Genomic DNA, 26,297 nt, shown 5'->3' with positions numbered 1-26,297 from the left:
GATTTTTTGACTGAGGAGATTATATGGCTAGAGTTAAGAATGGGGCAGTTCATGTTGCGAGGCGAAAGAGAATTTTAAAGAAAACTAAAGGGTTTTGGGGTACTAAAAAAAGCAACTATAAGAAGGCTAAAGATACTCTTCGCAAAGGCATGATGTATGCTACAAGAGATAGAAAGGCTCGAAAGAGAGATTTTAGAGGTTTATGGATTACAAGAATTTCTGCCTCTTTAACGGGTATGGGAATTAATTATTCAAGGTTTATTGAGGGTTTAAAAAAGGCTAATATTAAGATTAATAGAAAAATTTTATCTAATTTGGCAATTGAAGATATTGAAACTTTTAAGAAAATTGTTTATGAGCTAAAGAATTAAAAAAATTCCTGGGAAGTTTAATTATAGAGATTAGAGTTATTTTTTGCGACATCTCACTAAATTTGGGGATTTAAATATTTTTTTAACGGATGATTGCTTAAGGCTAATCAAAAGTTAAGGATGCAAATCCCATCTTTTAAAATAGCGCTGAATGAAAATATTTCTATGTTGGCTTCTTGGGATTTATTTAAAGGAATATTATTATGAAATTTATTGCTCTTAATAATATTAAAAAGCAAGATAGTCATATATTTTATAGGAATGTATATTTTGCTGATGCTATTTATGAATATAAAGGCTCCAGCGAGATTAAGAGGCTGAAATTTACAATAGAGGTAACTCCTTTAGATGAGAAACATATCACTATTGATTTCTTGGATTCTCTAGATTATCCTGTTCTTAGTTTAATGGTTGCAATAAAGAGACATATAATTGAGCTTGATATAAACGGTGAGCTTCCTTGACACTGTCTTTTGAAACAGAAGATAAAATGATAGATTTTTCTAAATCTTTTTTTAATCCCTTACCTATTAGTAAGATATTTGTTCTTTGTGGTGAGCTGGGATCTGGAAAGACGACTTTCTTAAAAGGCTTGGCTTTAAGTCTTGGGATTTCTTATTTTACAAGTCCAACTTATAATATCATTAATGTTTATGAGTTTGTAGATTTTAAATTTTATCATATTGATTTATATCGTTTAAATATTTTAGATGAGTTTGAAATGATTGGTGGAATGGAGTTACTCTTAGATATGTCTTCTATAATAGCCATTGAGTGGCCAGATATTATTCTGGATGTTTTGCCAAAGGATAGATTGGTATTTCTAAAATTTAAAATAAAAGATACTAGTAGGATTTTAGAAGTTAACGATGAATACTTTTGCAGTTGAATACTCATATAAGACTTTGTTGATTTATTTTGAAGTTAATGGTAAAGCGCTTTCTCTGGTTACAGACAAAGATAAAATTAATTATAACCTTAGCATTCCAAAAATCTTTAGTGACTTTGTATTAGAGAATGGTATTAATCTTAATCAAGTTGATTTACTGATTAATTCTTCTGGGCCTGGATCTTTTACTGGACTTAGAATTAGTTTAAGTTTTATTAAAGGACTTTCTTTAGGACTTTCTATTCCTTTTGTAAGCATACCTACTTTTGATGTTTTTGCAAGATTAGTTTGTGCAAGTTCAGATATACTTACGTTAAGCTTCACAGCAGGTAAATATTTCCTTGGATATTATAGAGAGTCTAAACTATGTGGCAGTGTTTTTTGCTTTTCTGAGTCAGAGTTATTTGAGTATTTGGATAAGCTTGATTCAAAGTTGGTTATTGTTGGAAATGGTATTGAACTTATTTATGAAAAACTTAAAAATAAGTTTGAGATTGTCAGTGATATAGGTTCTTTTGGTAAAGTTTTAACAGAGCTTGGTAAGCTTAAGTATTTAGAAAGTAAACAGGGAGATAGTATTTTATCTGGACCTTTGTATTTAAGAATGAGTGATGCAGAGATTAATTCCTATTTAATGAAATAATCAAATAAATTTTTAATTTTATGTATATTATTTTTTATATTGCTCTTGTCTTGTAGAATTGAGTTTTTGTTTTCTTCTCTAATTATGTCATAGATCTCAGATCTAAGAATTTTAATGTTTTCAGGAGCTTTTATAGCTATTTTAACACTGTCTTTTTTTATTTCCAATATTGAAATTTCAATATTGGAATCTATTTTTATGCTTTCGTTTACTTTTCTTGATAGCACTAGCATATTTATTCCTTAAAGACTCTATATCTAAGATAATGTTCTTCATTTGTGGATATGGCTTGTTTCCCAATTAGTTTTTTTTTGTTTAATATAATTGGAGCTTTTAAATTTGCTGTTATATCTTTATAGTTTTGCACATGCATGTTTATTATACACAATATAACCTTTTCATCTTCGTTTTCGGTTTTAATATCTAACCAATCTTTTTCTTGTATGTTGGGTAAATATTCTGCTAGAAAGTTAAAGGGAGATGTTACTAAAAAGCTTATCTCTTCGTTTATTGATTGCATGATAGAAAAAGGTCTGTGTTCAGAGTCTTTAATTATAAATTCTTTAATCTCTTCAAACCCTAGTATTCCTTCAGGAAAAGTAAATTTTATACTAATTTCATTTTTCATTTTATTTTAGAAAATCTAATAAAGTTGTTTGCATTATCCTTGCAGAAACTCCCAAAGACACCTGATAAGCTAGACTTGTCATGTTAAGATCTGTTATTGCTTTTGTGACATCAAGATCAGTATATTTAACCATATCGTCTTTCATGTCCATTACTTCCTTGCTGATTCTTTCATAACTTAAATCAAGTCTATTCTCCTTAGCACCAAGATCAGCCACTGCTGTAAGGATTTTATTGAGGCTTTCATCAATTTCTGCCAAGTTTCTGGTTCCAACAAGTTCTTCTCGGTTTTCTTCTAGGTTATCTCTTAGCTCAATTAAGGTATCAAAAATTGAGCGACTTCTAACGTCAGTGTTAATTGCGATATTGTAAGGAGGGGCTTTGGTGTCATTATTTTTAGTAATAATGCCAAGATCTTGTAGTACGGTTGAATTTTCTTCTGTTATCCATACTTGATGAGGTGTGGTTGTCTTTATAGATATTGAATTTAAAAGACGATCAATACTGGCTTCAACAGGAGCAGATGATTCATTGATCTTAGCGATAATGTCAGCAGCTGTATCTCCTGCTACTAAGGATATCTCAATATTATCAATGTAAATTTTTGCGTTTTCTTTTACAATGAATCCATTAATATTCTGAGATGAGATTATATAGTGGTTTTGTGAAAAAAATATTTCGTTTCCAGGAAAGTTAGTTGGAACATAAATTCCATTATATATTTCAGTTTCTTTTTCTGCTTGGTTTCCATTGTAGTCTATTCTTATTATTTGAGGTTCTTCTCTGTCTTGAGTCATACTATTGATTCTGTTTTCTCTAGTTACTTTGAAAGCTTCAGCATCAATTTTAGTTCCTGCGAATATGCTGTATCCATCTGAACCCCTTACATTTGCTATTGCAATAACATCTTCAAGTATTGCATTTATTTCTTTTGCTATCAATTTTTTATCATCAGCTCCATAAGTACCGCTTGCGCCTTGGATAGCTAGTTCTTTTGCGCGGGTTAAAATATTTGTAAGAGATTGTAAATATCCTTCCGTATATCTTAATTTCCCTTTGGCACTACCGATGTTTTTAATATAGGCGTTAAGCTTGAATATATCGCTATCTAGTCGTATTGCATGAGTAACGCCTGTTGGGTCATCTCGCAGGTTTGAAATTCTTTTTCCACCTTTATATAGATTTTCCAAGAGTTTTGTTATTTTTACTTCCTGCTCTGTTGAAGATATTTTTAAATTGTCATATGTTAAAGAATGACTTACTCTGTTTATCATGTTATACTCCCATTTTATTGATTACTGTGTCTATTAATTCTGCAGAAACGGTGATAAATTTGCTTGCGGCGATAAATGCTTGTTGAAATTCTATCATGTTTGCCAACTCTTCATCTTTATTGACACCAGAAATTGATAATCTTAAATCAGTTAAGCCTTTAAGTATTTGTGTTTGACTATTTTTTGTAACTTCTGCGACTTGTCCTTTTATTGCAATATTAGAGGCTGTGTTTGCAAAATAATCGTTTAGTGTCGAGTTCTTCCCAATCATAATCGGTGAGTTTATGAAAGATGCAATGCGTAGCGCTGCTTCATTGTCACCAATAGGGGCGTCATTTGTAGGGTTTCTAAGTCCTGCTACAATCTTTGATGGGTCTTTCGTAATGTCCTCAGCTACTTTAAGCCATGCTGCTGGATTTTTTAGAGGAGCGATTGAATAGCTAGATGTATTTGTTAGTTGGTCTGTCGTATTAATATCTTGATAGTTATAAGCACCTTCAGCACCTGATGTATTTAAAATTCCAGTATAAGTTGTTAAAAATAGCCCAGAATCTTCAATGTGTTTAATCCTAAATATAGCACTCTCTTTATCTTGTTCTTTTACTGCCTTAAGTTCAAATTTCCCTTCCGTGTTAATTCTTGCAGTGACTTGTGCATTAGAGCTGTTTATTGTGTTTATTACGTCTTGAACAGTATTTGTTGCATTATAGGGTATTTCTATGAGTTCATTTTTATTCATTGCTTCAAATCTTAAGATTCCTGCGAATCCTAGCTTTTCTTCTGGAAAAACTTCATTTGTGCTATTGATTTTAAATATATGAACAGAATCAAACTGACCATCGCCATTACTATCATACCGCCCACGCTCATCGGTTAATTTGTATTCTTGATCAAAGAAAATCCTTCCTTTTTTTTTATCGAGACCGTGGCCTGACACATGAACTTCATTGATAAGCTCCGTGATATTAATTGCTATGTTATCCAGTTCATTAATTTCGTTTTTAATTTCGTTGTCCCTTGCGTTAATAAGAGCACCTAGTTTTCCCGTATTAATATTAGCCAGCTCCCCATTGCTCCATAAAACATTCCATTTAGTTCTTGTAGGTCCATTAGTGGCTTCCAATATGAATTCATGTGCAATTTTTCCTTGAATAAGGTGTTTTCCTTCTGCGTGAATTAAAAATTCATTAGGATCTTGTCTATTTTCTATGGAAATGCTAATCAAATTGCTTAGTTTGTCAACTATTAAGTCCCTTGCATCCATTAAATCATTTGGTTGATCTTTCATGGCAATTGATTTTGCAATTTGTTTATTAAGTTCCCCAATATTTCTAAGGTAGTTATTGAGTTCCTCAGTGGTAATTTTTACCTCATCGTTTGCCATTATGTATACTCTTTCAAGAGAATGGAACCTATTTTTAACCACTTCTGCAAAAGATTTACCACGCTCCAATACAATATTTCTTTCAGCCAGTCCTTGAGGCTGTCTTGATAAATCTTGCCAACTTTCCCAAAAATCATTTAACCTTTTTCTGACGGACTGTTCTTCTGGTTCATTATAAATGTTCTCAAGTATAGAAATAAATTTGTCTTTTGAAGTCCAATAGCCAAGTCGATGCGATTCTTCCGCGATTCTTATATCGAGTAGTTCATCTCTTATTCGTTCAATAGATTGTACCATTATGCCTTGACCTAGTTGGCCGGCCTTGCTTGCTCTATTTGATTGAGGAGCATAAATTGGCATTTCAGTTTTCATTACGACTCTCTGTCTTGAATATCCAGGTTTTGTCACGTTAGTTAAATTATGCCCAGTTGTGTTCATAGCGTCTTTGTGTGCAAATAAACTTCTCTTTCCAATTTCTATTCCTGAAAATGTTGAATCCATTTCAAGCTCCTTAATCGTTAAAGTTTTTTATTTATTAAAACGGATGCTTCATTTAAGTTTCCGTTTTTTGGCCCATAGGGATTTTTATAAGTAACATTTTCTACACTTTCCTGAACATCTTTAAATATTAGATCTAGAACATCAAGTGATGTTTCTACATAGCTTGATATTAAATGATTTAAGCTTTTAATGTTTAACATCCCTATTCTTAAGCGATGAAAATAATTATATATCTCTTTTTTGTAAACTTCACATAATTGTTCTATCGCCATGTAAGTTGATTCAAATTTCTTATTACCTATAAATTCTAGCCAAAGCTCACCCCTTCTTTGCTCTACATCTTTAAATTTGCAAAGGTAACTGTTTGTTTTATTGACTGTAGCTTTAAGCATCGTTTCGTTCTTCTCATCAAGATATTTTTTTAGATTTAAGTACAAATCATATATATCTTCTATTAAAATAACTTCTTTTTGTAGAGTATTTTTCAACTCAGTTTCTAGTTTGATTTTCATCCCTGTAGAAGAAATTATAAGTTAAATTTGCAATATTTACAAATTTAAGGATAAAGGATATAGGTAACTTTAAATATATTATTGCAGATTTATACTTAAGTATAAATCTGCAGAAGGATAGAATAAATATAATCTTTTAAGGCAATATGACAAATTCGTCTAGGAGTGTATCCTTAAGGTTTTACTTTTTTTGCTATTTATGCTATGGTATAATTTCTTTTAGTTTATGAGCAAGTTTGTTCAAAGAGATGATGACATAGTTGCACTTGCTACGCCTTTTTTTAGTAGTGCTTTATGTGTAATTCGTAGTAGTGGTATCTCTTCGATTAAGAAATTTTCTAGGATATTTTCAAACCCTGAGCGACTTATTGAGGCTTTGGGTAATACAATCCATTATGGATACATAGTAGATAAAGATGCGTGTGGGAAATTAGATGAAGTTGTTGTTTGTCTTTATAGAGCGCCAAGGAGTTTTACAGGTCAAGATTCAATAGAGGTTATGGCTCATGGATCTCCTATTGGTATTAGGAGAATTATTGATTTATTTTTAAAAGTAGGTTTTAGAATGGCTGATCCTGGTGAATTTACTCTTCGCTCTTTTCTAGCTGGAAAGCTTGACCTTACTAAGGCAGAGGCGATTAACGAGCTTATTTTTGCTAAAACGAATAAAGCTCATACCCTTGCTGTTAATAAACTTTCAGGATCTTTGTTTTCTAAAATAGATTTAATAAAAAAAGATATTTTAAATTTTCTCTCAGCACTTAGTGTACATCTTGATTATGAAACTGATGAATATGAGGTTGTTGTTCCTTTTGGGATTGTTGCAAAAAGTAAAGACGAACTTAAGAGACTTATTGATTCTTATGAGACTTCAAAAAAGATGGATCATGGAATTACATTAGTGTTAGCCGGTTCTGTTAATGTTGGTAAATCTTCTCTTTTTAATTTACTACTCAAAGAAGATAGATCAATAGTGTCATCTTATGCTGGTACTACGAGAGATTATATTCAAGCAAGCTTTGAGTTTGATGGAGTGTTATTTAATGCGTTTGATACCGCAGGACTTAGAGAGACTAGTGATTTTGTTGAAAAGTTGGGCATAGTTAGAAGTAATTCTTTAATTGAGGAAGCAGCTTTGGTTCTTTACGTTATTGACTTAAGTTCAAAATTGACAAAGGATGATTTAAACTTTATTAATTCTTATGCTGGTGCTGCAAAAGTTCTTTTTGTTCTAAATAAGGTGGATTTAAAACAAGATATCCAGACAGTGGAATTTTTAAGTTCAGGTGTCATCAATTCATCAAATTTAGTAAGGATTAGTACTAAGAATTTAGTTGGAATAGATTCTCTTTATGATAAAATGAGGTCATTGGCATGCTTTAGTTACATTGATATTAATTCTTATGACGTTATCATCTCATCGGGTCGCCAGGCAGAACTTTTAAAAAAAGCTTATAGTTTAGTTATTGAGTTATTAGATAAAATAGAGCAAGATGTAAGCTATGATATGTTGGCATTTGATGTTTATGAAATTATTAATCTTTTAGGTGAAATAACGGGTGAGGTTACTAGCGAGGATGTACTTAATAATATGTTTAAGAATTTTTGTTTAGGGAAATAGAAATGGATTTCGATGCTATTGTGATTGGAGGAGGACATGCTGGTATTGAAGCGTCTCTTGCTCTCTCAAGATTAAATTTTAAAACACTCTTGATTACTCAAAATTTAGATACGATTGGGAAACTTTCTTGTAATCCAGCGATTGGCGGACTTGCTAAGGGAAATATGGTGCGCGAAATTGATGCTTTGGGTGGAGAAATGGGGCGCATTATTGATTTTAGTATGATCCAATTTAGAATTTTAAATAAGAGCCGAGGGCCTGCGGTGCAGGCGCCTAGGGCTCAGGCTGATAAATTGGCATATCAGCTTAAGGCAAAAGAAACATTGGAGAGACAAAATAACCTTGATCTTTTTCAAGATACTGTTAGTGACTTTTTGCTTAATTCTATGAGAAATAAAATTGAAGGAGTTATTACGGAGAGAGGTAATAAATTTACCTCTCGTGTTGTAGTTCTGACAACTGGGACTTTCCTTAGAGGCAAAATATTTATTGGGGAGTATAGAGCTTGTATGGGTAGAATTTCTGAGCCGGCTTCTTATGGACTTGAGAATGTTTTGCTTGAACTTGGATTTGAAATGGGTAGGCTTAAGACAGGTACTCCTGCAAGAATTCACAAAAAGAGTATAAACTTTTCTAAGACAGAAGTTCAATTCGGAGATTCCGACATTATACCTTTCTCTTTTTCAAATAATGGGATAGATAAATCTCAACTCTCATGTTACGTTACTTATACTAATAAGAAAACTCATGAGATTATCAGTGATAATCTGCATTTATCGCCTCTTTATTCTGGTGAGATTGTTGGGAGTGGCCCAAGATATTGTCCTTCAATTGAGGATAAGATAGTTAAGTTTAGAGATAAAGATAGGCATCAAATATTTATTGAGCCTGAAGGATTAAGTACTGAGGAAATGTACCTTAATGGGTTAAGCTCGTCTTTACCCGAGGATGTTCAGAGGCAGCTTATCCATAGTATTGATGGGCTTGAGAATGCAATTATTACAAGACCTGGGTATGCCGTTGAATATGATTATATTAATCCTATTGAGCTTTACGCAAGCCTTGAAACTAAGCGGGTTGGTGGGCTCTTTATTGCAGGACAAACCAATGGTTCTTCAGGATATGAGGAAGCTGCTGCTCAAGGGTTGATGGCTGGAATTAATGCGGCACTTAAGATTCAGAACAAAGATCCAATGATTCTTACAAGAACGAGTTCTTATATTGGGGTACTCATTGATGATCTTGTTACTAAGGGGACTAAGGAGCCCTACCGAATGTTTACTTCAAGAGCTGAACATAGGCTTAATTTACGACACGATACTAGCGATAAGAGGTTAATTAAATTGGGATATGAAGTTGGACTTGTTTGTGAGGAGAAATATTCTAAATATATTTTTAAGGAACAGAAAATAGAAGAGGTTAAGGAGCTTTTGAAACAGAGACATCTTAAGGAAAATGAAGCTAGCACCTTACAGTTAAAGAAGCATATTAATAAGGATTTTTATCATATTTTGAAAGATCCCTATATTAATTTGGGTGATCTTGTTAATATAGACTCTAAATTTAGTGCTTCAAGGGTAATTCTTGAGCAAGTTGAATTGGATATTAAGTATGAGGGATATATTAATAGGCAGAGAGATTTGATTAGGAAAATGAATAATCTTGAACTTATTAAATTACCTCTTAATTTTGATTATGAAATTGATGGTCTATCAAGAGAGGCTAGGGAAAAGTTTGTTAAAATCCAGCCGGCGAATCTTGCTCAGGCAAGCAGAATTTCTGGTGTGAGAAATACGGATATTCAAGTTTTACTGATATATTTTTCAAGTCCTAAAAATAAGGTAATACTTGATTTGGCTTTATGATGAATTATTCTGAACTTGCTTTAAAGAATTTAGGAATGTCTTTTACTTCAGAAAGCATCGATAAGTTAAAGTTTTATATAGAGCGAATTTTGTTATTTGGTACTAGGTTTAATTTAGTATCAAATAATGATAAAAATTTTAATGCAATACTTTTGCATGCGCTCGATTCTGTGTCTGGGCTTCCTATTATTATGGATAGTAACCCTCATCAGGTACTTGATGTTGGCAGTGGGGCAGGATTTCCAGGGATTGTTTTAGCGCTTTTTGATAGTTCTAGAAAATATTTTCTTCTTGAGCGTAGTAATAAAAAGGCTACTTTTTTGAGGATGATGAAGTTGGAACTTAGATTAGACAATGTGGAAATTTTAGAGCACGATGTTAACAACGAGAAAAATAAGTATGAATTCATTACAATGAGGGCTTTCAGAGATATAAGAGAATATGCAAATATTTTAAGATTGATTTTAAAGAACGGGGGCTTGATTATGGCCTATAAGGGAAGGCTTAGTAAGGTTAAGCTTGAAATTAAGCATACTGAAATCTTGTTTAGCAAAATAGAAATAAAACCATCGGCAGTGAGTGGTGGTAAGGAGAGAAATTTTCTTCTTCTTTACGGATAGTAATTTTATTTTTACTTTTATCATTATAGTAATTTTATTTTTACTTTTATCATTTATGTTTTATTTTTTGATGATAAATTTTTAGTTGTTATAGGAGTGATATGAAAAATAGCTTTCAGATAGATTCAGAAGTGGAGAATGCATTAAGTTTGATCAATAAATTTAGAAGAGAAGTTGCAAGTAGGATACTTGGACAAAGAGAAATGATTGATGCTATTTTAATGGGAATTTTAACTGAAGGGCATGTTTTGCTTGAAGGTGTTCCAGGGCTTGCTAAAACATTGACAATTCAGACAGTCTCAGATGTCCTTGATCTTGGGTTTAAGAGAGTTCAATTTACTCCAGATCTTTTACCTTCAGATCTTACAGGCAATATGGTATATAAGAATACAACGGGTACTTTTAAGGTCAGAAAGGGACCGGTATTTTCAAATATTATTTTAGCAGACGAGATTAATAGAGCGCCTGCCAAGGTTCAATCAGCACTTCTTGAGGCAATGGGTGAGCGCCAAGTAACACTTGGCGATGAGACACATAAACTCCCCGAGCCATTCTTTGTTCTTGCGACACAAAATCCAATTGAACAAGAAGGAACTTATAATTTGCCAGAAGCTCAACTTGATAGATTTTTGTTGAAGGTTAATGTAAATTATCCTGCTATTCAAGATGAAATAAAACTTTTGAAAATATTCTCAGTTGACGGCGGTCTTGAGAATATTAAGGTTGCAAAGGTAATGAATTCTTATTCTTTATCAGATCTTAAGCGGATAGTTGGTAAGGTGAAGGTGGATGATAAGATAATGCTTTATATTGTTACTTTAATAGCAGCTTCTCGTGAAAATGATAAAAAAACATATCCATTTACTAAATATATTGAATTTGGAGCATCGCCTAGGGCATCACTTAGTTTGCTTAAATGTGCGCGTGTTAATGCTCTTTATGAGGGACGCTTATTTGTTCTTCCGGAAGATGTTAAGGCTGTAGCTTATAATGTACTAAGGCATAGAATTATTCCATCTTATGAGGCAGAAGTTGAAGAGATGAATACTGATGATATTATCAAAATACTTCTTTCAGCTGTGGCGCTTCCTTAGAGGTTTAATTTTAATATGCAATATGATCGTGAATCAAATACTAGTATTAAGACTAAAATAAAAGCTTTAAAGTTTTTTTCAAGAAAGATGCTCTTAGAGCTTAATTTTGGCGGATATCGTTCGATTTTCAAGGGTCTTGGGCTTGAATTCCATGAGTTTAGACCCTATGAGGAATCTGATGATGCTAGATTTATTGATTGGAATGTTAGTTCTAAGACGGATAGCATATTTTCAAAGGTTTTCAAGGAAGATAAGGGGATGAATCTTCATCTTCTCGTTGATAATTCACTTTCGATGAGTTTGGGAAGTGTGACTAATAAAAAAGAGATTCAGGATTTGTTAGTTTCTATTTTTGCGCATATGGCATTTTTCAATAATGACAAGATAGGTATCACTTTTTTTTCAAGAGAAACGGATAAGTTTATTCCTTCTAGAAAAGGGCATGCACACTTAGGATTAATTTTAAATGAAACAATAAATAGAAAGCTTAAGAGGGGTAGTAATTTAACTTATATATTTAAAAATACAGCTGAATATTATAAGAAAAGGTCTTTAATTATCATTATTTCAGATTTTAAAGCTAGTGATTATTTTAAGTCTTTAACTGTTCTCAGTAAACGTCATAATATTATTGCAGTAAGGCTTACAGATTTTTTTGATGAAAATCTTCCTCAATATGGGGTTTTAACTTATGAAGACATTGAAACAGGTGAAAATTTTTTGGCTTCAGGATTTAGTAAAACGATATTGGATAATTATAAAAATTATTGGACATTAGATAAAATAAAATGGAGAAAAGAGTGCGTAAAGAGAAGTATTAATTTTATAGAGATTAGTACACAAGATGATGTTTTCAGAAAGCTAAAGAGTCTTTTAAAAAAGGAGAACAAAGCTTGAAGAATATAATAATTTTTTTTGTATTTTTTTTGTCTTTGAGATTATTTTCATATGAGCTAGAGAATGAAATATTTATTCCAACTCGTTATTACGTAGGAGATACTGTTGAGCTTAAACTTTCGTTAATTCTTAGTGAGAATGAGAAATTTATTCCTGTCGAGTTTAAGGAAATTAAGACTGAATTTGTTGAGGTGAATTCACTTGTTTATAGTTTTGAGCGACAGGAAGTAATCATATATTTTGTTTCATTTTATGTTGGAAGTAATACTCTTCCATCCATTTATGTTGGAGATATTATTAGGAATGGGAAATCTTTTAAAGTAATTCTTGATGATATAAAGATAAATACTAATAAGCTCATTTCAGCAGATGATTCACTTAAGCTTCAGAATATAGAAGGGGTTATTTTTCTTCCAGGGACAAGCACTTATCTTATTGTTTTTATTTTCGCTCTCGTATTAGTTCCGTACTTTTTTATTAAATTCCTGAAGATGCTGAAGCATTGCTTAGGATTTTTGATAATGAGACATAATTTGAGAAAACCTTATAAAATTTTTCAAAAACAGTTTCTTATTTTATCTAATTATATTAAAAATGATGAAGAACTGATTGTTTTTTATAATATGTTAAATTCGTCTTTAAGGGTTTATTTATCTAAAAAAACAGGCTTTGATTTTAATGCAATTACTACTACGGAGATTTCTGAAATTTTGCAAAATCTTAATGTGCCTTATGAAGTTCGTTCGACTTTTGTTAATATGTTTAGGCTCTCTGATTTTAATAAATTTAGTGGAGTCAATTTATCGGGTGGAGACTTATCGATTGTTTTAGAAGATCTCAAGAGAGCAGTTTTTAATTTTGAAGAATTTAATAGAGGTAATAATGTTAACATTTAATGAGCCCTTATATTTAATTTTAATTATTATTGTCCCAATAATAATTTACTTTAATCATTTTTTTAAAGGTAGAGGTGGAACAGTTAAATTTCCAATATCTCTTTATGGAAATTTCGGATCTCTAAAATTAAGAGATTGTGGTCTGAATTTATTATATTTTTTAACTTATACTTTTTTTTATTTAGCAATAATAGGTATGATCTTGACCTTAGCAGGGCCTTCTATTTCGAAAAAGAAAATGACTTATCTTAGTGCTGGTGCTGATATTGTCATTGCGCTAGATATATCGCCTAGTATGGGTGCTATTGAGTTTTCCTCAAAGAATAGACTCGAATTTGCAAAAGAATTGATTAAATATTTCGCTTATCAGAGAGAAAATGATAATATTGGCTTAGTAGTCTTTGCAAAAGAAGCTTCGTTAATAGTACCGCTTACAGTTGATAGAGATTTTTTTTCTAAAAAATTAGATGATATTTACATTATGGATCTTGGAAATGGATCTGCTTTAGGACTTGGAATTTCTGTTGCCCTTTCTCATTTAAGATATTCTGAAGCTTCTAAAAAATCAGTGATTGTCTTAACAGATGGAGTAGTGAATTCGGATGAAGTTTATAAGGATCAGGTAATAAATCTTGCTCAAGGGTTAAATGTTAAAATCTACTCTATTGGGATTGGTAGTAGTGAAGAGCTTAATGTTGGATTTAAATTGAGATCTGGCGAATTTTATCAGGGTGTTTTAAGAGAGGTCTATGATTCCCGTATGCTTTTTGAGATTTCAAATAAGACAGGAGGGCTTTTTTATTCTGTAGGAGATGATTTTTCATTTAAGTTTGCAATTCAGGATTTTTCAAAAAAAGAAAATGTGGAGAGAAAAATTAAAATCTCTGTTGATAATAATGATATTTATAATGAATTTCTATTTGTGATATTTTGTTTGTTGGTACTTTATTTTATGTTCTCTAAGATCTTTCTAAAAGAGGTATTATGAATATCGGAAATTATTATGCTTTTTATTTATTTATAGTTTTATTTTTAGTTCTTGTTGTGTATATTTATAACTTTAAAAAAATTCTTCCATTTTTCAAGACCTTAAGTTTTATGTATACTAATAATGCTTATATTAAGAATTATTATATAAAAAAAATTCTTATGATATTCTTTTTTGTCTTAAGTTTAGGTTTTTTGATTGTTGCTATTTTAAATATTTCTTGGGGACAAAAAGCTACTGAGGACGAGAGGTCAAATTTAAGGATATCTTTTGTTCTTGATATTTCTCGTAGCATGTTAAGCTTTGATGACGGAAAATCGATTAACAGACTTGAGAGTGCTAAGAATGTTATTAGCTTGATTTTGAATAGTTTTGAAAGTGCGGAGCATTCGCTTACTATTTTTAAAGGCAAGGCAGTACTAGTATTGCCATTTTCTAAGGACAAAGCTAGTTTGCATAAAGTGTTAAATTATATTGAACCTAGTTTAATAAGTTTTCCCGGCAGTTTCTTAGGTGAAGGGGTATTTAATGCCATAGAGGGAATAAAAGATGATTCTTATTATAATTTTTTAATAATTTTAACAGATGGAGATGAATGGGGCGAAAATAATTATTATAGGTTTCTTAAGTTGGTGGATGCTTTAAATATTAAGAGCTTTGTAGTTGGAATTGGAGGTAATAATCCATCTCCTTTGATTGATAATAATTTAAGTGTTAAAGATAAAGATGGTAATGTAGTGAAGTCTGTGCTTAATGAGGATAATTTGCATCTTCTTTCAACCTCACTTGGGGGTTCTTATTATAATTTATATTCAAAGGGTGCAAATTATCTTCTCAATGAGATAAGAAATGATATAATGAAAATGAGTTCAAATGATATCATGCTTGTTGGTATTCTGAGGTATAAGATTTTTTTAGTTATCTCTTTGTTATTTGTAGTACTGTATGTGTTTGTTAAGGTCGCTAAATGGGACGAAACTTTTTAGTTTGTTTGTTAATAAGTTTTATTTTTTCTTTTATTTCATGTTCTGATGCTAAATATATGACTCTTATGGCCATTGGAAATTATGAGTATATTAGAGGAAACTATCAGAGCGCCATATCTATTTATTACAATCTTGTAGATGATAATAATGCTTCTGCATGGGGTTATTATAATCTTGGAGTTGTATATTATTCCTTGGGGGAGTATGAAAGTTCTCTGAGGATGTTTTCATATGCAAAAAGAGGTAAGGATGTTTTTCTAAATTTTAGTGTAAATTATAATGAGGGGATAATATACTACAATCAAGGACTTTATCGAAAAGCTGAAATGGCATTTAAAGAAGCTTTAAGAATTAATCCTGCAAGCTACAATGCTAAATATAATCTTGAACTTGCAATAATTAAGAAAAGAACCATTCCGAATAATTTAGATGCTTTAAATATCGATAGAAGTAAAGATTTTATTGAGAATAATGAAAATTTTTTAAGATATATTGAGAATCTCGAGAGGGTTTTATGGGTAACGAGAGCGGAGGAAAGAATTGTGTCTCCAAGAGAAGATTGGTAATATTTTTAGGTTTCTTTTTTATAAATTTTGAACTTTTTTCTTTATCTGGCAATGATTATTTAATATCAACTAAGGTACTTAAGGGAGATAAGGTTGTTCATGTTATTAGGTTATATCTGCCTCAAGATATTGATGAGAAATTATTGACATTGGAGCTAAGTAAAGATATAGATGATAACGCTAAGCTTACATCAATATCTAGGATATCTGATGGAAATAAATTTTTTACAGAAGTAAAGATTGAATATTGTTTTGACAAATTGGGATTTGTTAAAATTCCACCGTTAAAGGTGATTTATCGTAATGAAGCTTATTTAAGTTCAGAGTTTGAGGTGAGCGTTTTAAGGGAGGATGAGATGCAGTCCTTTGGTTTGCCAGTTGGGTTGTATTGGGATTTTGATAGAGAAGAGGTTTATGAGTATCAGAGTGTTGGGCTTGTTTTACGTTTAAGTTGGCTTGCGAATAGCAATTTAAATACCATTGCCGGATCTTTTAATGCTATTAAAGATGCAATGATTGATAAAACTCCCATATTTGAAAATATTAAGTATAGAACTTTTAATAGTAAAGAAATTTTGGATATTCCTCTTTATAATTTTATATTAACTCCTCTTAGAGGTTCAAGGGATATAGTTATCCCCAGTACTGCTTTTAACATAGATGAAAATATGACTCGTATGAGTCCTGAGATTTTTTTTAAAGTTAAACCTATACCTGATAAGGTTAAATCCTTAGCTGTTGGTACTTTTAAGATTGATTATGAATTTCCTAATTCAACTTTGATTAGTCAGGATACTTTTACCATTTTAATAAAGATTACAGGGCAAGGGAATCTTCCGCATGTACGTTTTCCAGGAATTGAGACTTATAATTCTAAGATTATTTATAAGAAAAAAAATTATAATTTTGAGCCCTCACAAAATGGATATAAGGGTAGTATATCTGAGATTTATACTATTAAGCCGGATAATAAAGGTAATTTATTTTTAAATATTGGTGATTTCACTTATTTGGATCCTGAGGTTGGAGAAGTTTATAAACTTGATGGTGAACGGCTGAAATATGAATATGATGGAGAATTTAAGAGTAGTGATAATTTTACCGAAGACTTATTTTCAGATTTTAGCTTGCTATCATACTATGATATTTTAAATCACAAAAATAAAACCTTTTTAATTTTTGTACCTGTGTATTACTTAATGTTAATACCAGGGTTTTTGTTTTCTTTAGCTATATTTATTAAATATAGAAAATTTTTTATTGCTTCAGGTTTTGGGTTGGTTATTTTAACGTTAACCCTTGGGGTTAGCGTTAATGCTATCAATGATGGATCTTTTTCACGAGAAAATATAAATGATTTAATTGAGAGTTATGAATCAAAAGATTACAATGTTGCTTTGAGCAAAGTGGATAATATTATTAAAAAAAATCCAAGTTACTCAGGACTTTGGTTAAATAGAGCTTTAATTTTAAATAAAATGGAGAGAGATTTTGATGCGATCTATTCGGCTTATAAAGCCTTTTTCACGTCGCCAAATAATGAAACTTTTTACAGGGTGATCAATTTTATTGAGGCTAAGAATGGAATTAATGAGAATATTCGAAATAATAGTTTTGCGTTTTCTAATGTTTTTTTTATTATTAGCTTAATTTTAATAAATATTGTAGTAATAGCTCTGTCTTGTAAATTTTATGCTAAGAATTTAAAGAGAATAATTTTATTCTTAATTTGTTCTGTAGCTTGTTTTACTTTGTTTCAAACATATTACTTTTATGTTGAGCAGCAGTCTGAAATTGGGATCATTAAGGGTGATTTGGTTTCTCTTTACAAGGTTCCTGACAACTTTTCAAGGAGCTGGAGATTTTTGAAGGGAAATGTGAGTGTTTATGTAATTGATAAAAAAGATGACTTTATACTTATTAAAACAAGTCATGGACTACAAGGGTGGGTTCATAAGAACTTTATTGTATCTGTTAAAGATGACTTAATATAGAATAGGTTCAATATTAAAGTAATTATTAGATTGATTAAGCTATTTTTCTCTGTATACTATTCTGCCTTTTGTAAGATCATAAGGTGATAGTTCGACCTTTACTTTATCGCCAGGAACTATTTTTATGAAGTGTTTTCTCATCTTTCCAGATAGATGGGCTAAAACCAAATGTCCATTTTTAAGCTCTACCCTAAACATTGTATTAGGGAGAGATTCTTTGACAATACCTTCAGTTTCAATTGCTTCTTCTTTAATATTCAAAATGTCTCCTTGTTATTTATTTATGTAACAAAATAAATTGTACACAATTAGGGATATCATTGCAATTAATTTTTATTAAAAAATAATGCACTGGTTTACATTATATGGGATTGTTTATATAATTACACGAAGTTTTTTAAAAAATGTAATTTATTGTAGGGAGGTAATATTGTGCAAAAAAATAACTTTGGGCATGATTTTGTTGATAAGATGAAAAATTTACTTTTAGAAGCAAAAAAAGAGATATTGAATTCTATAAAATCTGTTGAGGCTAGCAAGAGAGAGATCATTAGTAACGATATGCACTTAAAAGATGTAGTTGACATTGCATTTGATAATATGGATGGAAATAATCTCGAGGCTTTAAGTTTTGTAGAGCAAAAAAAGCTTCACTTAATAAATCAGGCACTTTATCGCATTTCGAAAAGTACTTATGGCAAGTGTTTGGCTTGTGATAAAGACATTGCGAAAGAAAGGCTTGAAGCTATACCTTATGCATTTTTGTGCATAAGTTGTCAAACTAGAAAAGAGAAAAAGAGTAGAAGATAGCTTGGAATTTAATTGTTTAGAATTGTGATTTCTACTCTGCGATTTTTTGATGCTAAAGGAGATGAGATGGCATACTTAGGCTTTTTAGCACCCCATCCTTTGAAAAATATCTGATCTTTGTTTTTTACTTTCATTTTCAATAAATAGTTTCCAATTGAATGAGCTCTTTTCTCAGACAGTTCTTGCATTTCTTGTTCTGTTCCAAATTTTGCCGTGTGCCCTTCTATTAGAATATTGTTATCTTTAAACTTTTCTAATAAATCAGCTATGTGGTTTAGTTTACTGTACTCTTTTTTCATTATTTGAAACGAATCGGGGTGGAATTCAATGTCTAAACTTAAATTAACACCTTTTTCATTCTTTGCTATATCAATAGAGTCTATATGCTTTTTGCTAATATATTCTTTTAGTTCAGTCTCTACTGAGTTATCATTTGGCAATTCAATAGAGACTATTTCTCCAAATGAATCACCGATCATTTTAATGTTACTTTCATTGCTTTTCATTTCAAATTCATACTTATCTTTGTATTTGTATGTATTCCCTGCATTTGAATCAAAGTAGATTATTTGTTTAACCTTTTGATAAAAAGATATGTTTTTGACTTTATATTTAGATTCATAATTTGAGTGGATTATATCATAATCTTTGTCACCTACTTTTTCTTTACCCTTATATATATACTTTACATCAAACCTTACAATAAAGTCTTTTATTTCGCTTGAGACTGTGGATGCTTGAATATATTCTTCTGCTGGATATGTCCAAGTTTCATTGATTGCTATGGGTTTTGTTGGGAATCTTGGAACACCTCTAACGGAGGGTCTTTTCTGAGTTCTATTAATTCTATATTCACCTTGTTTGCTTATACTGAAGTTTCCCTCAAATTCTTCTTTAAGTAAATAGACATCACTTTCATCATCTCTTTTTAATATCCGATAGTAAGATTTGATATCTGCAAAGTTTGCTTTTACATCTTTAACTTCGCTTGAAACTTGAATATTAGTTTTAATATTTGAATTAAATACCCCATTTAGGTAAATTTTTTGATTATCTGTGGTTTCTATTCTAAACTTAGATCCTTTAGTATATTTAAATTCGAATACTTCAGATGAAAATATTAGAGTTCTTACTAAAATTAATAAGATAACAATCTTACTCTTCATCTAATTAATTATATCACAATTGAGATGATATTTTTTTGAAAACGTTTCATTAAATCTTTTGAATAATGCTTTATTGTTGTTTCATTTTAGTTATAATGAATAATATATAAGTAATTGTTTTAATATTTTAATAAAAACATTAATTATTTTGAGGTATAAAAATGAGGAGAAAAAGTGGAATTTTATTAAATATTAGTTCTTTGCCATCTAAATATGGTATTGGAGATTTAGGAAAGGAGGCGTATAAATTTGTAGATTTTCTAGCTGCTTCATCGCAAACTTATTGGCAGATATTGCCTTATTCTCCTACTGATTTTGCAGGATCTCCTTATTCAAGTTGTTCTGCATTTGCCGGTAATATTAATTATATTGATTTAGATGCTCTTCATAGATTCATTGACATAGATTTAAGCACGCTTGAAAACTTATCAGATAGGCATGTTGATTATAGTAGGTTAAAAGTCAAGGAGGTTACTTTAAGAGAAGCTGCTTTGAATTTTTTGCATAGAGCAACTGATGATGAGATGAAGAAATTTGAGAAGTTTAGAAAAGCTGCTGCATATTGGCTTCTGGATTTTTCAAGCTTTATTGTTTTTAAAGAACATTTTTCTAAACTTAAAACTTCATCAGAACCATTTAACGTTTTATTTAACAGAGAAATTCTTAAAAGAGATATTAATGCTTTGACTGCGCTTAGGGAGATACTTGAGGTTGATATAAAGATTCAACAGGTTTTGCAGTACTTCTTTTTTTCACAGTTTGAGTCTTTGAAGCGTTATGCTAATAGAGCTGGAATTAGGATAGTAGGTGATATTCCTATTTTTGTGTCTTATGATTCTGCCGATGTTTGGGCTCATCAGAAGTATTTTAAATTAAGGTTTGATGCAAGTAAAGATAAGGTAACGGGTGTGCCTCCTGATTGTTTTTCAAAAGAAGGGCAGCTTTGGGGGAATTCAGCCTACAATTGGAAAGTTTTAAGTAAAGATCGCTATAAATGGTGGGTTAATCGTATTAATTTTTTGAAAGGATATGTAGATATTATTAGGATTGACCATTTTAAAGGATTTGTATCGACTTGGGAGGTTGATGCAGGAGAGACTACGGCTATTAGGGGAAAATGGGTAAGGTGTCCTGGGAAAGAATTTTTGAAGCATCTTTTAAGTGAAATCAATAATTTGAAAATTTGGGTGGAAGACCTTGGAGGAGATCTTGGAGATACATTTAAGTTGAGAGATTTTTTTGATTTTCCAGGAATGAAAGTTATGCAGTTTGCATTTGATTTTAATTCGGATAATCCGTATCTTCCTCATAATTATGTAAAAAATTGCATTGTTTATACGGGGACTCATGATAATAATACTACCCGAGGATTTATTAATTCTATTGATGATGATCATAAGAAGTATATTTTTGATTATTTCAATACAGATGAAGATTCTGTTATTTGGGATATGATAAGGGGCGCAATGGCTAGTGTTGCGGACAGTGTAATAATCCCAATGCAGGATTATCTTGATTTGGGATCTGAGTTTAGGATGAATACGCCTAATACAATTTTTCACAATTGGACTTTTAGATTACTTGGTAGTGATTTGAGTGCTGATTTAAGCAAGCAGATCAGTCATATTACAAAACTTTATGGAAGAAATTAACGCCAACTTGAATAATTTGTTAAAATAATATTTGTTTTAACAAAAGGTTGGATGTTATTTGTATGAAGTTTGATATATATAGGATATTTTTTTGTTCAATTTATTTTCTATTTTCTTATTTTTTTATGTGTATTTATTTGCATTCATTAGACAGGGCTGGGTATTTTAAGAATGGGGATTTATTTTTTGTACATAAAGGTGCTTTGTATAGGAAACATAATAATTCAATATTTAAGGTTGAACCCGAGGGATTAGAGACTAGGTGGGTATATCCGTTTGCGGAACCTATACCTAGGAGGATAACGTCAGTTTATGAGGATTTTTATTCACCGAATTCACTCTTAACAACTAGCGATGCTGTTTATGTTTCGAATAATTATTTTAAAAATTTCATAAAATTACTTAGCAATGATAACTTTAATAAAAAAGCCTATATAACCTCAAGTGCATTATCTCAAGGAGAGCACAAGTATATTGCTATTGGAACTTCTAATAGTGGAATCTATTTAAGTATAAATGATAAGCTGGATTTTAAAAGCTTAAATTCTTTAATCTCTAACACATATTTGGGTGCTGGTTATTATGATATTATTAGTGCAATAGAGTTTTCCAGAAGCAATGATCGTGAGTTGTATTGTTCTCATGGAATTTATGGAGATATTACTTTAATTAATGCTGCTTTAGGAGTTGTTAAAAAACTAGACTTTCCTTTTAAAAAGCAGATAGTCCGCATTATTGACCTATCTAGTTCGGGAATGGAAGAACTTTTGGTTAGAACTTATGATAACCATTTTTATTCCTATATTGATGGCAAGTGGATTTTTGATAGTCAATTTTCTGTTTATGAAGGGGATTCTTTTGAGAAATCAAGAAGAATGGATCTTGCCTCTAATAAAGGTTCTATTTATTTAACAGCTTACACTCTTAGAAGCAGGGTAGCTATTGATGAGAGATTTGAGTTTATAAAGAGATTAGGTATGAATGCTGTTATTATTGATTTTAAAGATGACAGTGGTATTCTAACTTATGCAAGCAAACTCGCTTTTCCTAATAAGATAAAGGCTGTAAAGAATGTTATAGATATTCCTTATATTTTAAATAAGGCAAGAGAGCTTGGAATATATGTTATTGCCCGAGTTGTTGTATTTAAAGATTCAAAGCTATATTATTATAATAATTTTGAGTATGCTCTTTGGAATAAGCAGACTAATCAACCTTGGGCAAACATGTTAAGGGTTGGTGATGATGATTCCTTTAAGTATGTGCGAAGGGAGCATTGGGTGGATCTTTTCTTGCAAGACACATGGGATTACAATTTATCTATTGCGAGGGAAATTCAGTCTCTTGGAGTTGATGAGATTCAGTTTGATTACATTAGATTTCCAACAGATGGACCCGTATCCTTTATAACTTCGAGATTTAGTAAATATAGAATGCGATCAATTGATGCTCTTGAATCTTTTTTGATTATGGCTAGGGAAAATATTTCCATTCCTATTTCTATTGATATTTACGGAAATAATGGGTGGTTTATTACAAATAGTATTGGTCAAAATATAGATATGATTTCAGACTATGTTGATGTTATCTCTCCCATGTTTTATCCTTCTCATTATACTGATGATTTTTTAAAGAATGATTTGTATTATACGACTAGGGCTTATAAAATTTATAAGGAGGGGAGCAATAGAGCTTTTGTGTTCTCTTCCAATAAGGCTGTAATTAGACCATATGTCCAAGCCTTTTTGCTTGGTAAGGAACGGGGTGTGAGTATGGAGGTTTATTCGGGATATTTGTCTCATCAATTAAGAGGGATAAAAGAGTCATTAGGAAGTGGTTTTAGTCTTTGGAATGCATCCAATAGTTATTATATGGTTAAGCACGATTTAAGCGAATTTTTAGATTATAATTAATGTTATTTTGGGAAGGAGATTTTTTTGGAATATATTCATTTTTTGTACGTAGGATTTGGCATATTTTTATTATATCTTGGTGGGGAATACCTTTTAAAAAGTTCTGTAAGTATTGCTACTTATTTTAGGGTTCCTAATCTTTTAATTGGCGTTACTATAGTATCATTCTCTACAAGTGCTCCAGAGCTTTTTACAAGTTTAATATCATCTTTTAAGGGTAAAAATGAAATTATTGTTTCTAATGTCATTGGAAGTAATATTATTAATATGCTGCTAGCCCTTCCTTTAACAGGTATGTTTTTGAAGATTGAAACTGATTTTAAGAGACTTAAGTTTTCGTTTATAATTTTATTTTTGTTGATGTTCCTTTTATTGTTGCTTTCTTTTGATTTCAACTCTGTAGCTTTTTTTAAGATGCCTTATTATAGAATGAGTTCATTAATAATTTTCATTGTCTTTTTATCTTACCTATTTTTATTCTACAGAGAAGAAAAGAAATATAATACTGTTGCGAAAGACTTAGAGGGTGTAAGTTATGCTTATGGTTGGAGATTTTTATCTTTAAATGCTTTTACGTTAATGCTGAGTATGTATTTCCTATATCTAGGTTCGAAATTATTAGTAGATAGTTCGGTCTACATTGCACACAATATTTTTAATGTCAGTGAGAAAGTCATTGGAATTGTGCTGGTTGCTTTTGGGACTAGCATACCGGAAATTGTTGTGTCTGCATTTTCCGTGATTAAAAAAGAAGCAGAAATTGCTATTGGAAATATTATTGGTAGCAATATATTTAATATTGGATTTATTTTAGCTAGCAGTAGCTTTGTAAGACCAGTTCTCATGAGTGATATTTATTTTGTTGACTTTAGTATAATGGTTGCTGTGTCTTTAATATTGTTGCTAATAGTTAAATTTAGAGGAGTTTTTAGCAGGGGTCCTTCTATCTTTTTTTTATTTTTGTATATGTTATATAATTCATTTTTATTTACCATTGTTTAACTTTTTAGGGTTGGCAATATGGTTAGTATATGTTGCTATTGATAGTTCATGTTAGGAGATTAAAAATATAAAATGAAAAAGTTACCTGAAATTTTCTATCTAAATGATAAGGAAGTGGATATTTTAATTTCCCAGATAGGGATTTCCTCAGATATTCAGAAGATGATTTTAAGGATTATTTTAGAGCATAAGCAAGTTGTTATAGATTATGCTGATTTTATTGAGGACTATTCTGGTAGAGTTCGTGGTCTTAAGGGAGAGCTTGATTTTCTATTTCGCAAGCTTTATGAAGTTAAGAGAGGAATTCTTGTTAATAATCTAACATTAGATGGGGAATTTACACCTTATAAGATGGTAATAACAGATGAAAGTAGTTATGATTTTTATTATTATGCTATTGAGGATTTGTTTTTAAAGCATTATGTAGGAATAGAACTTTTTAGTACTTTGCTTACGGTTAAGAATATAGATACGAATTTATTGGCTTTTGGAAAGGATTTTATCACGCTTTCTGATTCAGACATTAATCTTAAGTATTTTCAAGAGAATGAAACATCTAAGAAAATATTTATATTAAATTCTTTAATAATTCCATCAGGCAAAGCCTTATATTTTATTGAATTTATTAAGCGAATTTTATTCAGCATTGCTTCTAACGGGGTAGTTAAAGATATTTTTATTAGAGCTAAGAATTTGAAACTTAGTGATTATGATAAACTTTTAGACGAGAGTATAAGTGGCATTGGAGTTGTTTATAATCTTCTTTTAGGAATCTTAGAGAATAAGGATGAGATTTTAAATAAGAAGGGTGTTAATATTACTAAAAATTACTTTACTTTTTTAGAAATATTAAATATTTATATTTTCAATGAGAAAAACTTAGAAGAGCATAGGACTCTAGAAAGCATTAAGATTGATGAGGCTTTAAAGTCAATTGAAAAAACAATGGAGTTTAAAGCGGGATTTATTAATATAGAAGAATTTAAAAATATTCTTAAAGAGCATTCGGAGGAATTATCTAACCCTGAAAACTTTTTAAAAGTTGCTAATGAATATTTTTTTGAATCTAAAACTAGGGATGTTTTACCTAAGGTATTTCCTATTAGGAATGGTATTCATTTATATAAGCCATGTGCTTATGCTATGTTTTTAAAAGAATTTGATCAAATTTTGGTTGATGTTAAGGATGCATTAAGGAATGAGTTATTTAGGATACTTAAGAACGGTAAGAATCCTTCTACTGTTCTTACAGAAGAAGGACTTGAAAAAACTTTGAGTGAATTTATTTCTAAATATGATATAAATGATTATTGTTTTAAAAATAAGGTTGTATTTCTTGATTTTATTGTCTCTCATTATAGAAGAGTCTCTAAAACTCAAAATATTCAGACTCACCTTAAAGATATTATAAAAACTGAAGCTGCAAAATACTTTAAGAATAGTAATGAGTTTTTACCTCTTTATAGGGTGTATCAAATTGACTTGTCTAAGATTTTAAATTCTGCCTATAGGGATATAGGTTTACTAAAAAGGGTTATTTTATTTTTGACAGGCAAGCATCATAGTTATAAAGAAGCTTTGTCTAGATTAGATTCTAAGGTTAGGACTAGAAGTAGTATTGGGCTTTTTGATCCAAATGAGAGAATGCAAAGACAGTTAAATAAAAGACGACAACAAAGAGAAGAAATGAAGGAAAAAGTTAGAAATTCTTATCTCAGAAAAGGTAAAGACAAAGGAACCTCTCAAGAAGGTCTAAGTAAAAGCTACACTAAAAGCGAACAAGATGAAGCTTGGTCGAAATTTGAGAATAGACTTAATAAAAAATAATTTTTTAAAATAAATCTTTAGGTCTTCTTGCTATAGTTTTTGAAGCTTGACACTCAGCGTAATGTTTTATTTTACCATTTTCGAATTTAGATTTCATTATAATTTTTCCGCCCCATCTACTTAATAATTCCTTAGAACCACCTCTTTGAGCATTTTTAGAAATTTTTGCCATCTTAAAGTCCTCGTTATATTAATTTAT

27 protein-coding genes are annotated in these 26,297 nt (G+C 30.7%); 19 read left to right on the top strand and 8 right to left on the bottom strand.

All coding sequences use genetic code 11. The annotated features are described in order from the left end of the window. Positions 1-23 precede the first annotated feature (23 nt). The 4 genes from rplT (at position 24) to tsaB (ending at position 1,903) form a co-directional block, all read left to right on the top strand. Positions 24-371: a 50S ribosomal protein L20 gene (gene rplT, locus CR532_RS00945; RefSeq protein ID WP_108728977.1), complete on the top strand. Its 348-nt coding sequence runs from the start codon at positions 24-26 to the stop codon at positions 369-371. Positions 372-574: 203 nt separating this feature from the next. After that, positions 575-835 carry a hypothetical protein gene (locus CR532_RS00940; RefSeq protein WP_108728976.1) on the top strand — a complete coding sequence of 87 codons (261 nt, stop codon included), beginning with the start codon at positions 575-577 and terminating at the stop codon, positions 833-835. After that, entirely contained in the window at positions 832-1,260 is a 429-nt protein-coding gene (gene tsaE / locus CR532_RS00935; RefSeq protein ID WP_108728975.1) for a tRNA (adenosine(37)-N6)-threonylcarbamoyltransferase complex ATPase subunit type 1 TsaE, read from the top strand. Before CR532_RS00940 ends, tsaE begins: the two co-directional genes overlap by 4 nt. Continuing rightward, the gene (tsaB, locus tag CR532_RS00930; RefSeq protein WP_108728974.1) at positions 1,241-1,903 is read left to right on the top strand and encodes a tRNA (adenosine(37)-N6)-threonylcarbamoyltransferase complex dimerization subunit type 1 TsaB; all 663 of its coding nucleotides are present in this window, start codon (positions 1,241-1,243) and stop codon (positions 1,901-1,903) included. Before tsaE ends, tsaB begins: the two co-directional genes overlap by 20 nt. Here the strand turns inward: tsaB and csrA are convergent. From csrA to CR532_RS00905, 5 genes are read right to left on the bottom strand one after another with little or no spacing between them, the layout of a single operon-like run. Next, the gene (csrA, locus tag CR532_RS00925; protein WP_108728973.1) at positions 1,888-2,136 is read right to left on the bottom strand and encodes a carbon storage regulator CsrA; all 249 of its coding nucleotides are present in this window, start codon (positions 2,134-2,136) and stop codon (positions 1,888-1,890) included. The genes tsaB and csrA overlap by 16 nt on opposite strands. A gap of 2 nt (positions 2,137-2,138) precedes the next feature. Continuing rightward, a complete protein-coding gene (fliW, locus tag CR532_RS00920) occupies positions 2,139-2,531 on the bottom strand; it encodes a flagellar assembly protein FliW (RefSeq protein WP_108728972.1) in 393 nt (130 codons plus the stop codon). Between the two features lies 1 nt (position 2,532). Next, the gene (locus CR532_RS00915; RefSeq protein ID WP_108728971.1) at positions 2,533-3,804 is read right to left on the bottom strand and encodes a flagellar hook-associated protein 3; all 1,272 of its coding nucleotides are present in this window, start codon (positions 3,802-3,804) and stop codon (positions 2,533-2,535) included. A gap of 1 nt (position 3,805) precedes the next feature. Beyond that, complete coding sequence (gene flgK, locus CR532_RS00910; protein ID WP_108728970.1) at positions 3,806-5,689, bottom strand: flagellar hook-associated protein FlgK; 1,884 nt, start codon at positions 5,687-5,689, stop codon at positions 3,806-3,808. Positions 5,690-5,706: 17 nt separating this feature from the next. Next, positions 5,707-6,201 carry a flagellar protein FlbF gene (locus tag CR532_RS00905; RefSeq protein ID WP_108728969.1) on the bottom strand — a complete coding sequence of 165 codons (495 nt, stop codon included), beginning with the start codon at positions 6,199-6,201 and terminating at the stop codon, positions 5,707-5,709. Between the two features lie 226 nt (positions 6,202-6,427). Here CR532_RS00905 and mnmE point away from each other — a divergent pair, with 226 nt between their 5' ends. From mnmE to CR532_RS00855, 10 genes are all read left to right on the top strand, one after another. After that, positions 6,428-7,822, top strand: coding sequence for a tRNA uridine-5-carboxymethylaminomethyl(34) synthesis GTPase MnmE (mnmE, locus tag CR532_RS00900; RefSeq protein WP_108728968.1), 1,395 nt, complete (start codon positions 6,428-6,430; stop codon positions 7,820-7,822). A gap of 2 nt (positions 7,823-7,824) precedes the next feature. Further along, positions 7,825-9,687, top strand: coding sequence for a tRNA uridine-5-carboxymethylaminomethyl(34) synthesis enzyme MnmG (gene mnmG, locus CR532_RS00895; protein ID WP_108728967.1), 1,863 nt, complete (start codon positions 7,825-7,827; stop codon positions 9,685-9,687). After that, complete coding sequence (gene rsmG, locus CR532_RS00890) at positions 9,684-10,307, top strand: 16S rRNA (guanine(527)-N(7))-methyltransferase RsmG (protein WP_108728966.1); 624 nt, start codon at positions 9,684-9,686, stop codon at positions 10,305-10,307. The genes mnmG and rsmG overlap by 4 nt, the downstream gene beginning before the upstream one ends. A gap of 101 nt (positions 10,308-10,408) precedes the next feature. After that, on the top strand, positions 10,409-11,401 hold the full coding sequence (locus CR532_RS00885) for an AAA family ATPase (protein ID WP_108728965.1): 993 nt from the start codon (positions 10,409-10,411) through the stop codon (positions 11,399-11,401). Between the two features lie 15 nt (positions 11,402-11,416). Then, positions 11,417-12,298 carry a DUF58 domain-containing protein gene (locus CR532_RS00880; protein WP_108728964.1) on the top strand — a complete coding sequence of 294 codons (882 nt, stop codon included), beginning with the start codon at positions 11,417-11,419 and terminating at the stop codon, positions 12,296-12,298. Further along, positions 12,295-13,194: a hypothetical protein gene (locus CR532_RS00875; RefSeq protein WP_108728963.1), complete on the top strand. Its 900-nt coding sequence runs from the start codon at positions 12,295-12,297 to the stop codon at positions 13,192-13,194. The genes CR532_RS00880 and CR532_RS00875 overlap by 4 nt, the downstream gene beginning before the upstream one ends. Beyond that, positions 13,181-14,182, top strand: coding sequence for a vWA domain-containing protein (locus tag CR532_RS00870; protein WP_108729604.1), 1,002 nt, complete (start codon positions 13,181-13,183; stop codon positions 14,180-14,182). Before CR532_RS00875 ends, CR532_RS00870 begins: the two co-directional genes overlap by 14 nt. Further along, complete coding sequence (locus CR532_RS00865; RefSeq protein ID WP_108728962.1) at positions 14,179-15,168, top strand: vWA domain-containing protein; 990 nt, start codon at positions 14,179-14,181, stop codon at positions 15,166-15,168. The genes CR532_RS00870 and CR532_RS00865 overlap by 4 nt, the downstream gene beginning before the upstream one ends. Then, positions 15,150-15,734, top strand: a complete 585-nt coding sequence (locus tag CR532_RS00860; protein WP_108728961.1) for a tetratricopeptide repeat protein — start codon at positions 15,150-15,152, stop codon at positions 15,732-15,734. The genes CR532_RS00865 and CR532_RS00860 overlap by 19 nt, the downstream gene beginning before the upstream one ends. Further along, a complete protein-coding gene (locus CR532_RS00855; protein WP_199911317.1) occupies positions 15,728-17,728 on the top strand; it encodes an SH3 domain-containing protein in 2,001 nt (666 codons plus the stop codon). Before CR532_RS00860 ends, CR532_RS00855 begins: the two co-directional genes overlap by 7 nt. A gap of 39 nt (positions 17,729-17,767) precedes the next feature. Here the strand turns inward: CR532_RS00855 and infA are convergent, their stop codons facing one another. After that, positions 17,768-17,989 carry a translation initiation factor IF-1 gene (infA, locus tag CR532_RS00850; RefSeq protein ID WP_108728959.1) on the bottom strand — a complete coding sequence of 74 codons (222 nt, stop codon included), beginning with the start codon at positions 17,987-17,989 and terminating at the stop codon, positions 17,768-17,770. A 171-nt stretch (positions 17,990-18,160) separates the two neighbouring features. On the opposite strand from infA, the gene CR532_RS00845 reads away from it, so the two are divergent. Then, complete coding sequence (locus CR532_RS00845; protein WP_108728958.1) at positions 18,161-18,538, top strand: TraR/DksA family transcriptional regulator; 378 nt, start codon at positions 18,161-18,163, stop codon at positions 18,536-18,538. A gap of 8 nt (positions 18,539-18,546) precedes the next feature. Here the strand turns inward: CR532_RS00845 and CR532_RS00840 are convergent, their stop codons facing one another. Then, positions 18,547-19,704, bottom strand: a complete 1,158-nt coding sequence (locus CR532_RS00840; RefSeq protein WP_108728957.1) for an OmpA family protein — start codon at positions 19,702-19,704, stop codon at positions 18,547-18,549. Between the two features lie 161 nt (positions 19,705-19,865). On the opposite strand from CR532_RS00840, the gene malQ reads away from it, so the two are divergent. The 4 genes from malQ to CR532_RS00820 all read left to right on the top strand — a co-directional run bounded on the left by malQ (position 19,866) and on the right by CR532_RS00820 (position 26,098). Beyond that, positions 19,866-21,356, top strand: coding sequence for a 4-alpha-glucanotransferase (gene malQ / locus CR532_RS00835; protein WP_108728956.1), 1,491 nt, complete (start codon positions 19,866-19,868; stop codon positions 21,354-21,356). 56 nt (positions 21,357-21,412) lie between these two features. Next, positions 21,413-23,269, top strand: a complete 1,857-nt coding sequence (locus tag CR532_RS00830) for a putative glycoside hydrolase (protein WP_375537736.1) — start codon at positions 21,413-21,415, stop codon at positions 23,267-23,269. A 24-nt stretch (positions 23,270-23,293) separates the two neighbouring features. Next, positions 23,294-24,271 (top strand): calcium/sodium antiporter, encoded by a 978-nt coding sequence (locus tag CR532_RS00825; RefSeq protein WP_108728954.1) that lies wholly within the window; start codon positions 23,294-23,296, stop codon positions 24,269-24,271. Positions 24,272-24,343: 72 nt separating this feature from the next. Then, positions 24,344-26,098, top strand: coding sequence for a hypothetical protein (locus CR532_RS00820; protein ID WP_108728953.1), 1,755 nt, complete (start codon positions 24,344-24,346; stop codon positions 26,096-26,098). A gap of 4 nt (positions 26,099-26,102) precedes the next feature. Here CR532_RS00820 and CR532_RS00815 read toward each other — a convergent pair whose 3' ends face one another. Then, complete coding sequence (locus CR532_RS00815; RefSeq protein WP_108728952.1) at positions 26,103-26,270, bottom strand: hypothetical protein; 168 nt, start codon at positions 26,268-26,270, stop codon at positions 26,103-26,105. Positions 26,271-26,297 lie beyond the last annotated feature (27 nt).

It is taken from the genome of Candidatus Borreliella tachyglossi (assembly GCF_003076595.1).
Classification (GTDB): Bacteria; Spirochaetota; Spirochaetia; order Borreliales; family Borreliaceae; genus Borrelia; species Borrelia tachyglossi.
This window is presented reverse-complemented; position numbering and strand designations above follow the sequence as displayed.

Coding starts and splice junctions, on each gene's coding strand:
- mnmE (WP_108728968.1), top strand. CDS start 6,428: ATGAGCAAGTTTGTTCAAAGAGATGATGACATAGTTGCACTTGCTACG.
- CR532_RS00905 (WP_108728969.1), bottom strand. CDS start 6,201: ATGAAAATCAAACTAGAAACTGAGTTGAAAAATACTCTACAAAAAGAA.
- csrA (WP_108728973.1), bottom strand. CDS start 2,136: ATGCTAGTGCTATCAAGAAAAGTAAACGAAAGCATAAAAATAGATTCC.
- CR532_RS00870 (WP_108729604.1), top strand. CDS start 13,181: ATGTTAACATTTAATGAGCCCTTATATTTAATTTTAATTATTATTGTC.
- CR532_RS00880 (WP_108728964.1), top strand. CDS start 11,417: ATGCAATATGATCGTGAATCAAATACTAGTATTAAGACTAAAATAAAA.
- malQ (WP_108728956.1), top strand. CDS start 19,866: ATGAGGAGAAAAAGTGGAATTTTATTAAATATTAGTTCTTTGCCATCT.
- CR532_RS00860 (WP_108728961.1), top strand. CDS start 15,150: ATGGGACGAAACTTTTTAGTTTGTTTGTTAATAAGTTTTATTTTTTCT.
- CR532_RS00820 (WP_108728953.1), top strand. CDS start 24,344: ATGAAAAAGTTACCTGAAATTTTCTATCTAAATGATAAGGAAGTGGAT.
- mnmG (WP_108728967.1), top strand. CDS start 7,825: ATGGATTTCGATGCTATTGTGATTGGAGGAGGACATGCTGGTATTGAA.
- rplT (WP_108728977.1), top strand. CDS start 24: ATGGCTAGAGTTAAGAATGGGGCAGTTCATGTTGCGAGGCGAAAGAGA.
- CR532_RS00885 (WP_108728965.1), top strand. CDS start 10,409: ATGAAAAATAGCTTTCAGATAGATTCAGAAGTGGAGAATGCATTAAGT.
- tsaB (WP_108728974.1), top strand. CDS start 1,241: ATGAATACTTTTGCAGTTGAATACTCATATAAGACTTTGTTGATTTAT.
- CR532_RS00865 (WP_108728962.1), top strand. CDS start 14,179: ATGAATATCGGAAATTATTATGCTTTTTATTTATTTATAGTTTTATTT.
- CR532_RS00815 (WP_108728952.1), bottom strand. CDS start 26,270: ATGGCAAAAATTTCTAAAAATGCTCAAAGAGGTGGTTCTAAGGAATTA.
- flgK (WP_108728970.1), bottom strand. CDS start 5,689: ATGGATTCAACATTTTCAGGAATAGAAATTGGAAAGAGAAGTTTATTT.
- CR532_RS00915 (WP_108728971.1), bottom strand. CDS start 3,804: ATGATAAACAGAGTAAGTCATTCTTTAACATATGACAATTTAAAAATA.
- rsmG (WP_108728966.1), top strand. CDS start 9,684: ATGATGAATTATTCTGAACTTGCTTTAAAGAATTTAGGAATGTCTTTT.
- CR532_RS00940 (WP_108728976.1), top strand. CDS start 575: ATGAAATTTATTGCTCTTAATAATATTAAAAAGCAAGATAGTCATATA.
- fliW (WP_108728972.1), bottom strand. CDS start 2,531: ATGAAAAATGAAATTAGTATAAAATTTACTTTTCCTGAAGGAATACTA.
- CR532_RS00840 (WP_108728957.1), bottom strand. CDS start 19,704: ATGAAGAGTAAGATTGTTATCTTATTAATTTTAGTAAGAACTCTAATA.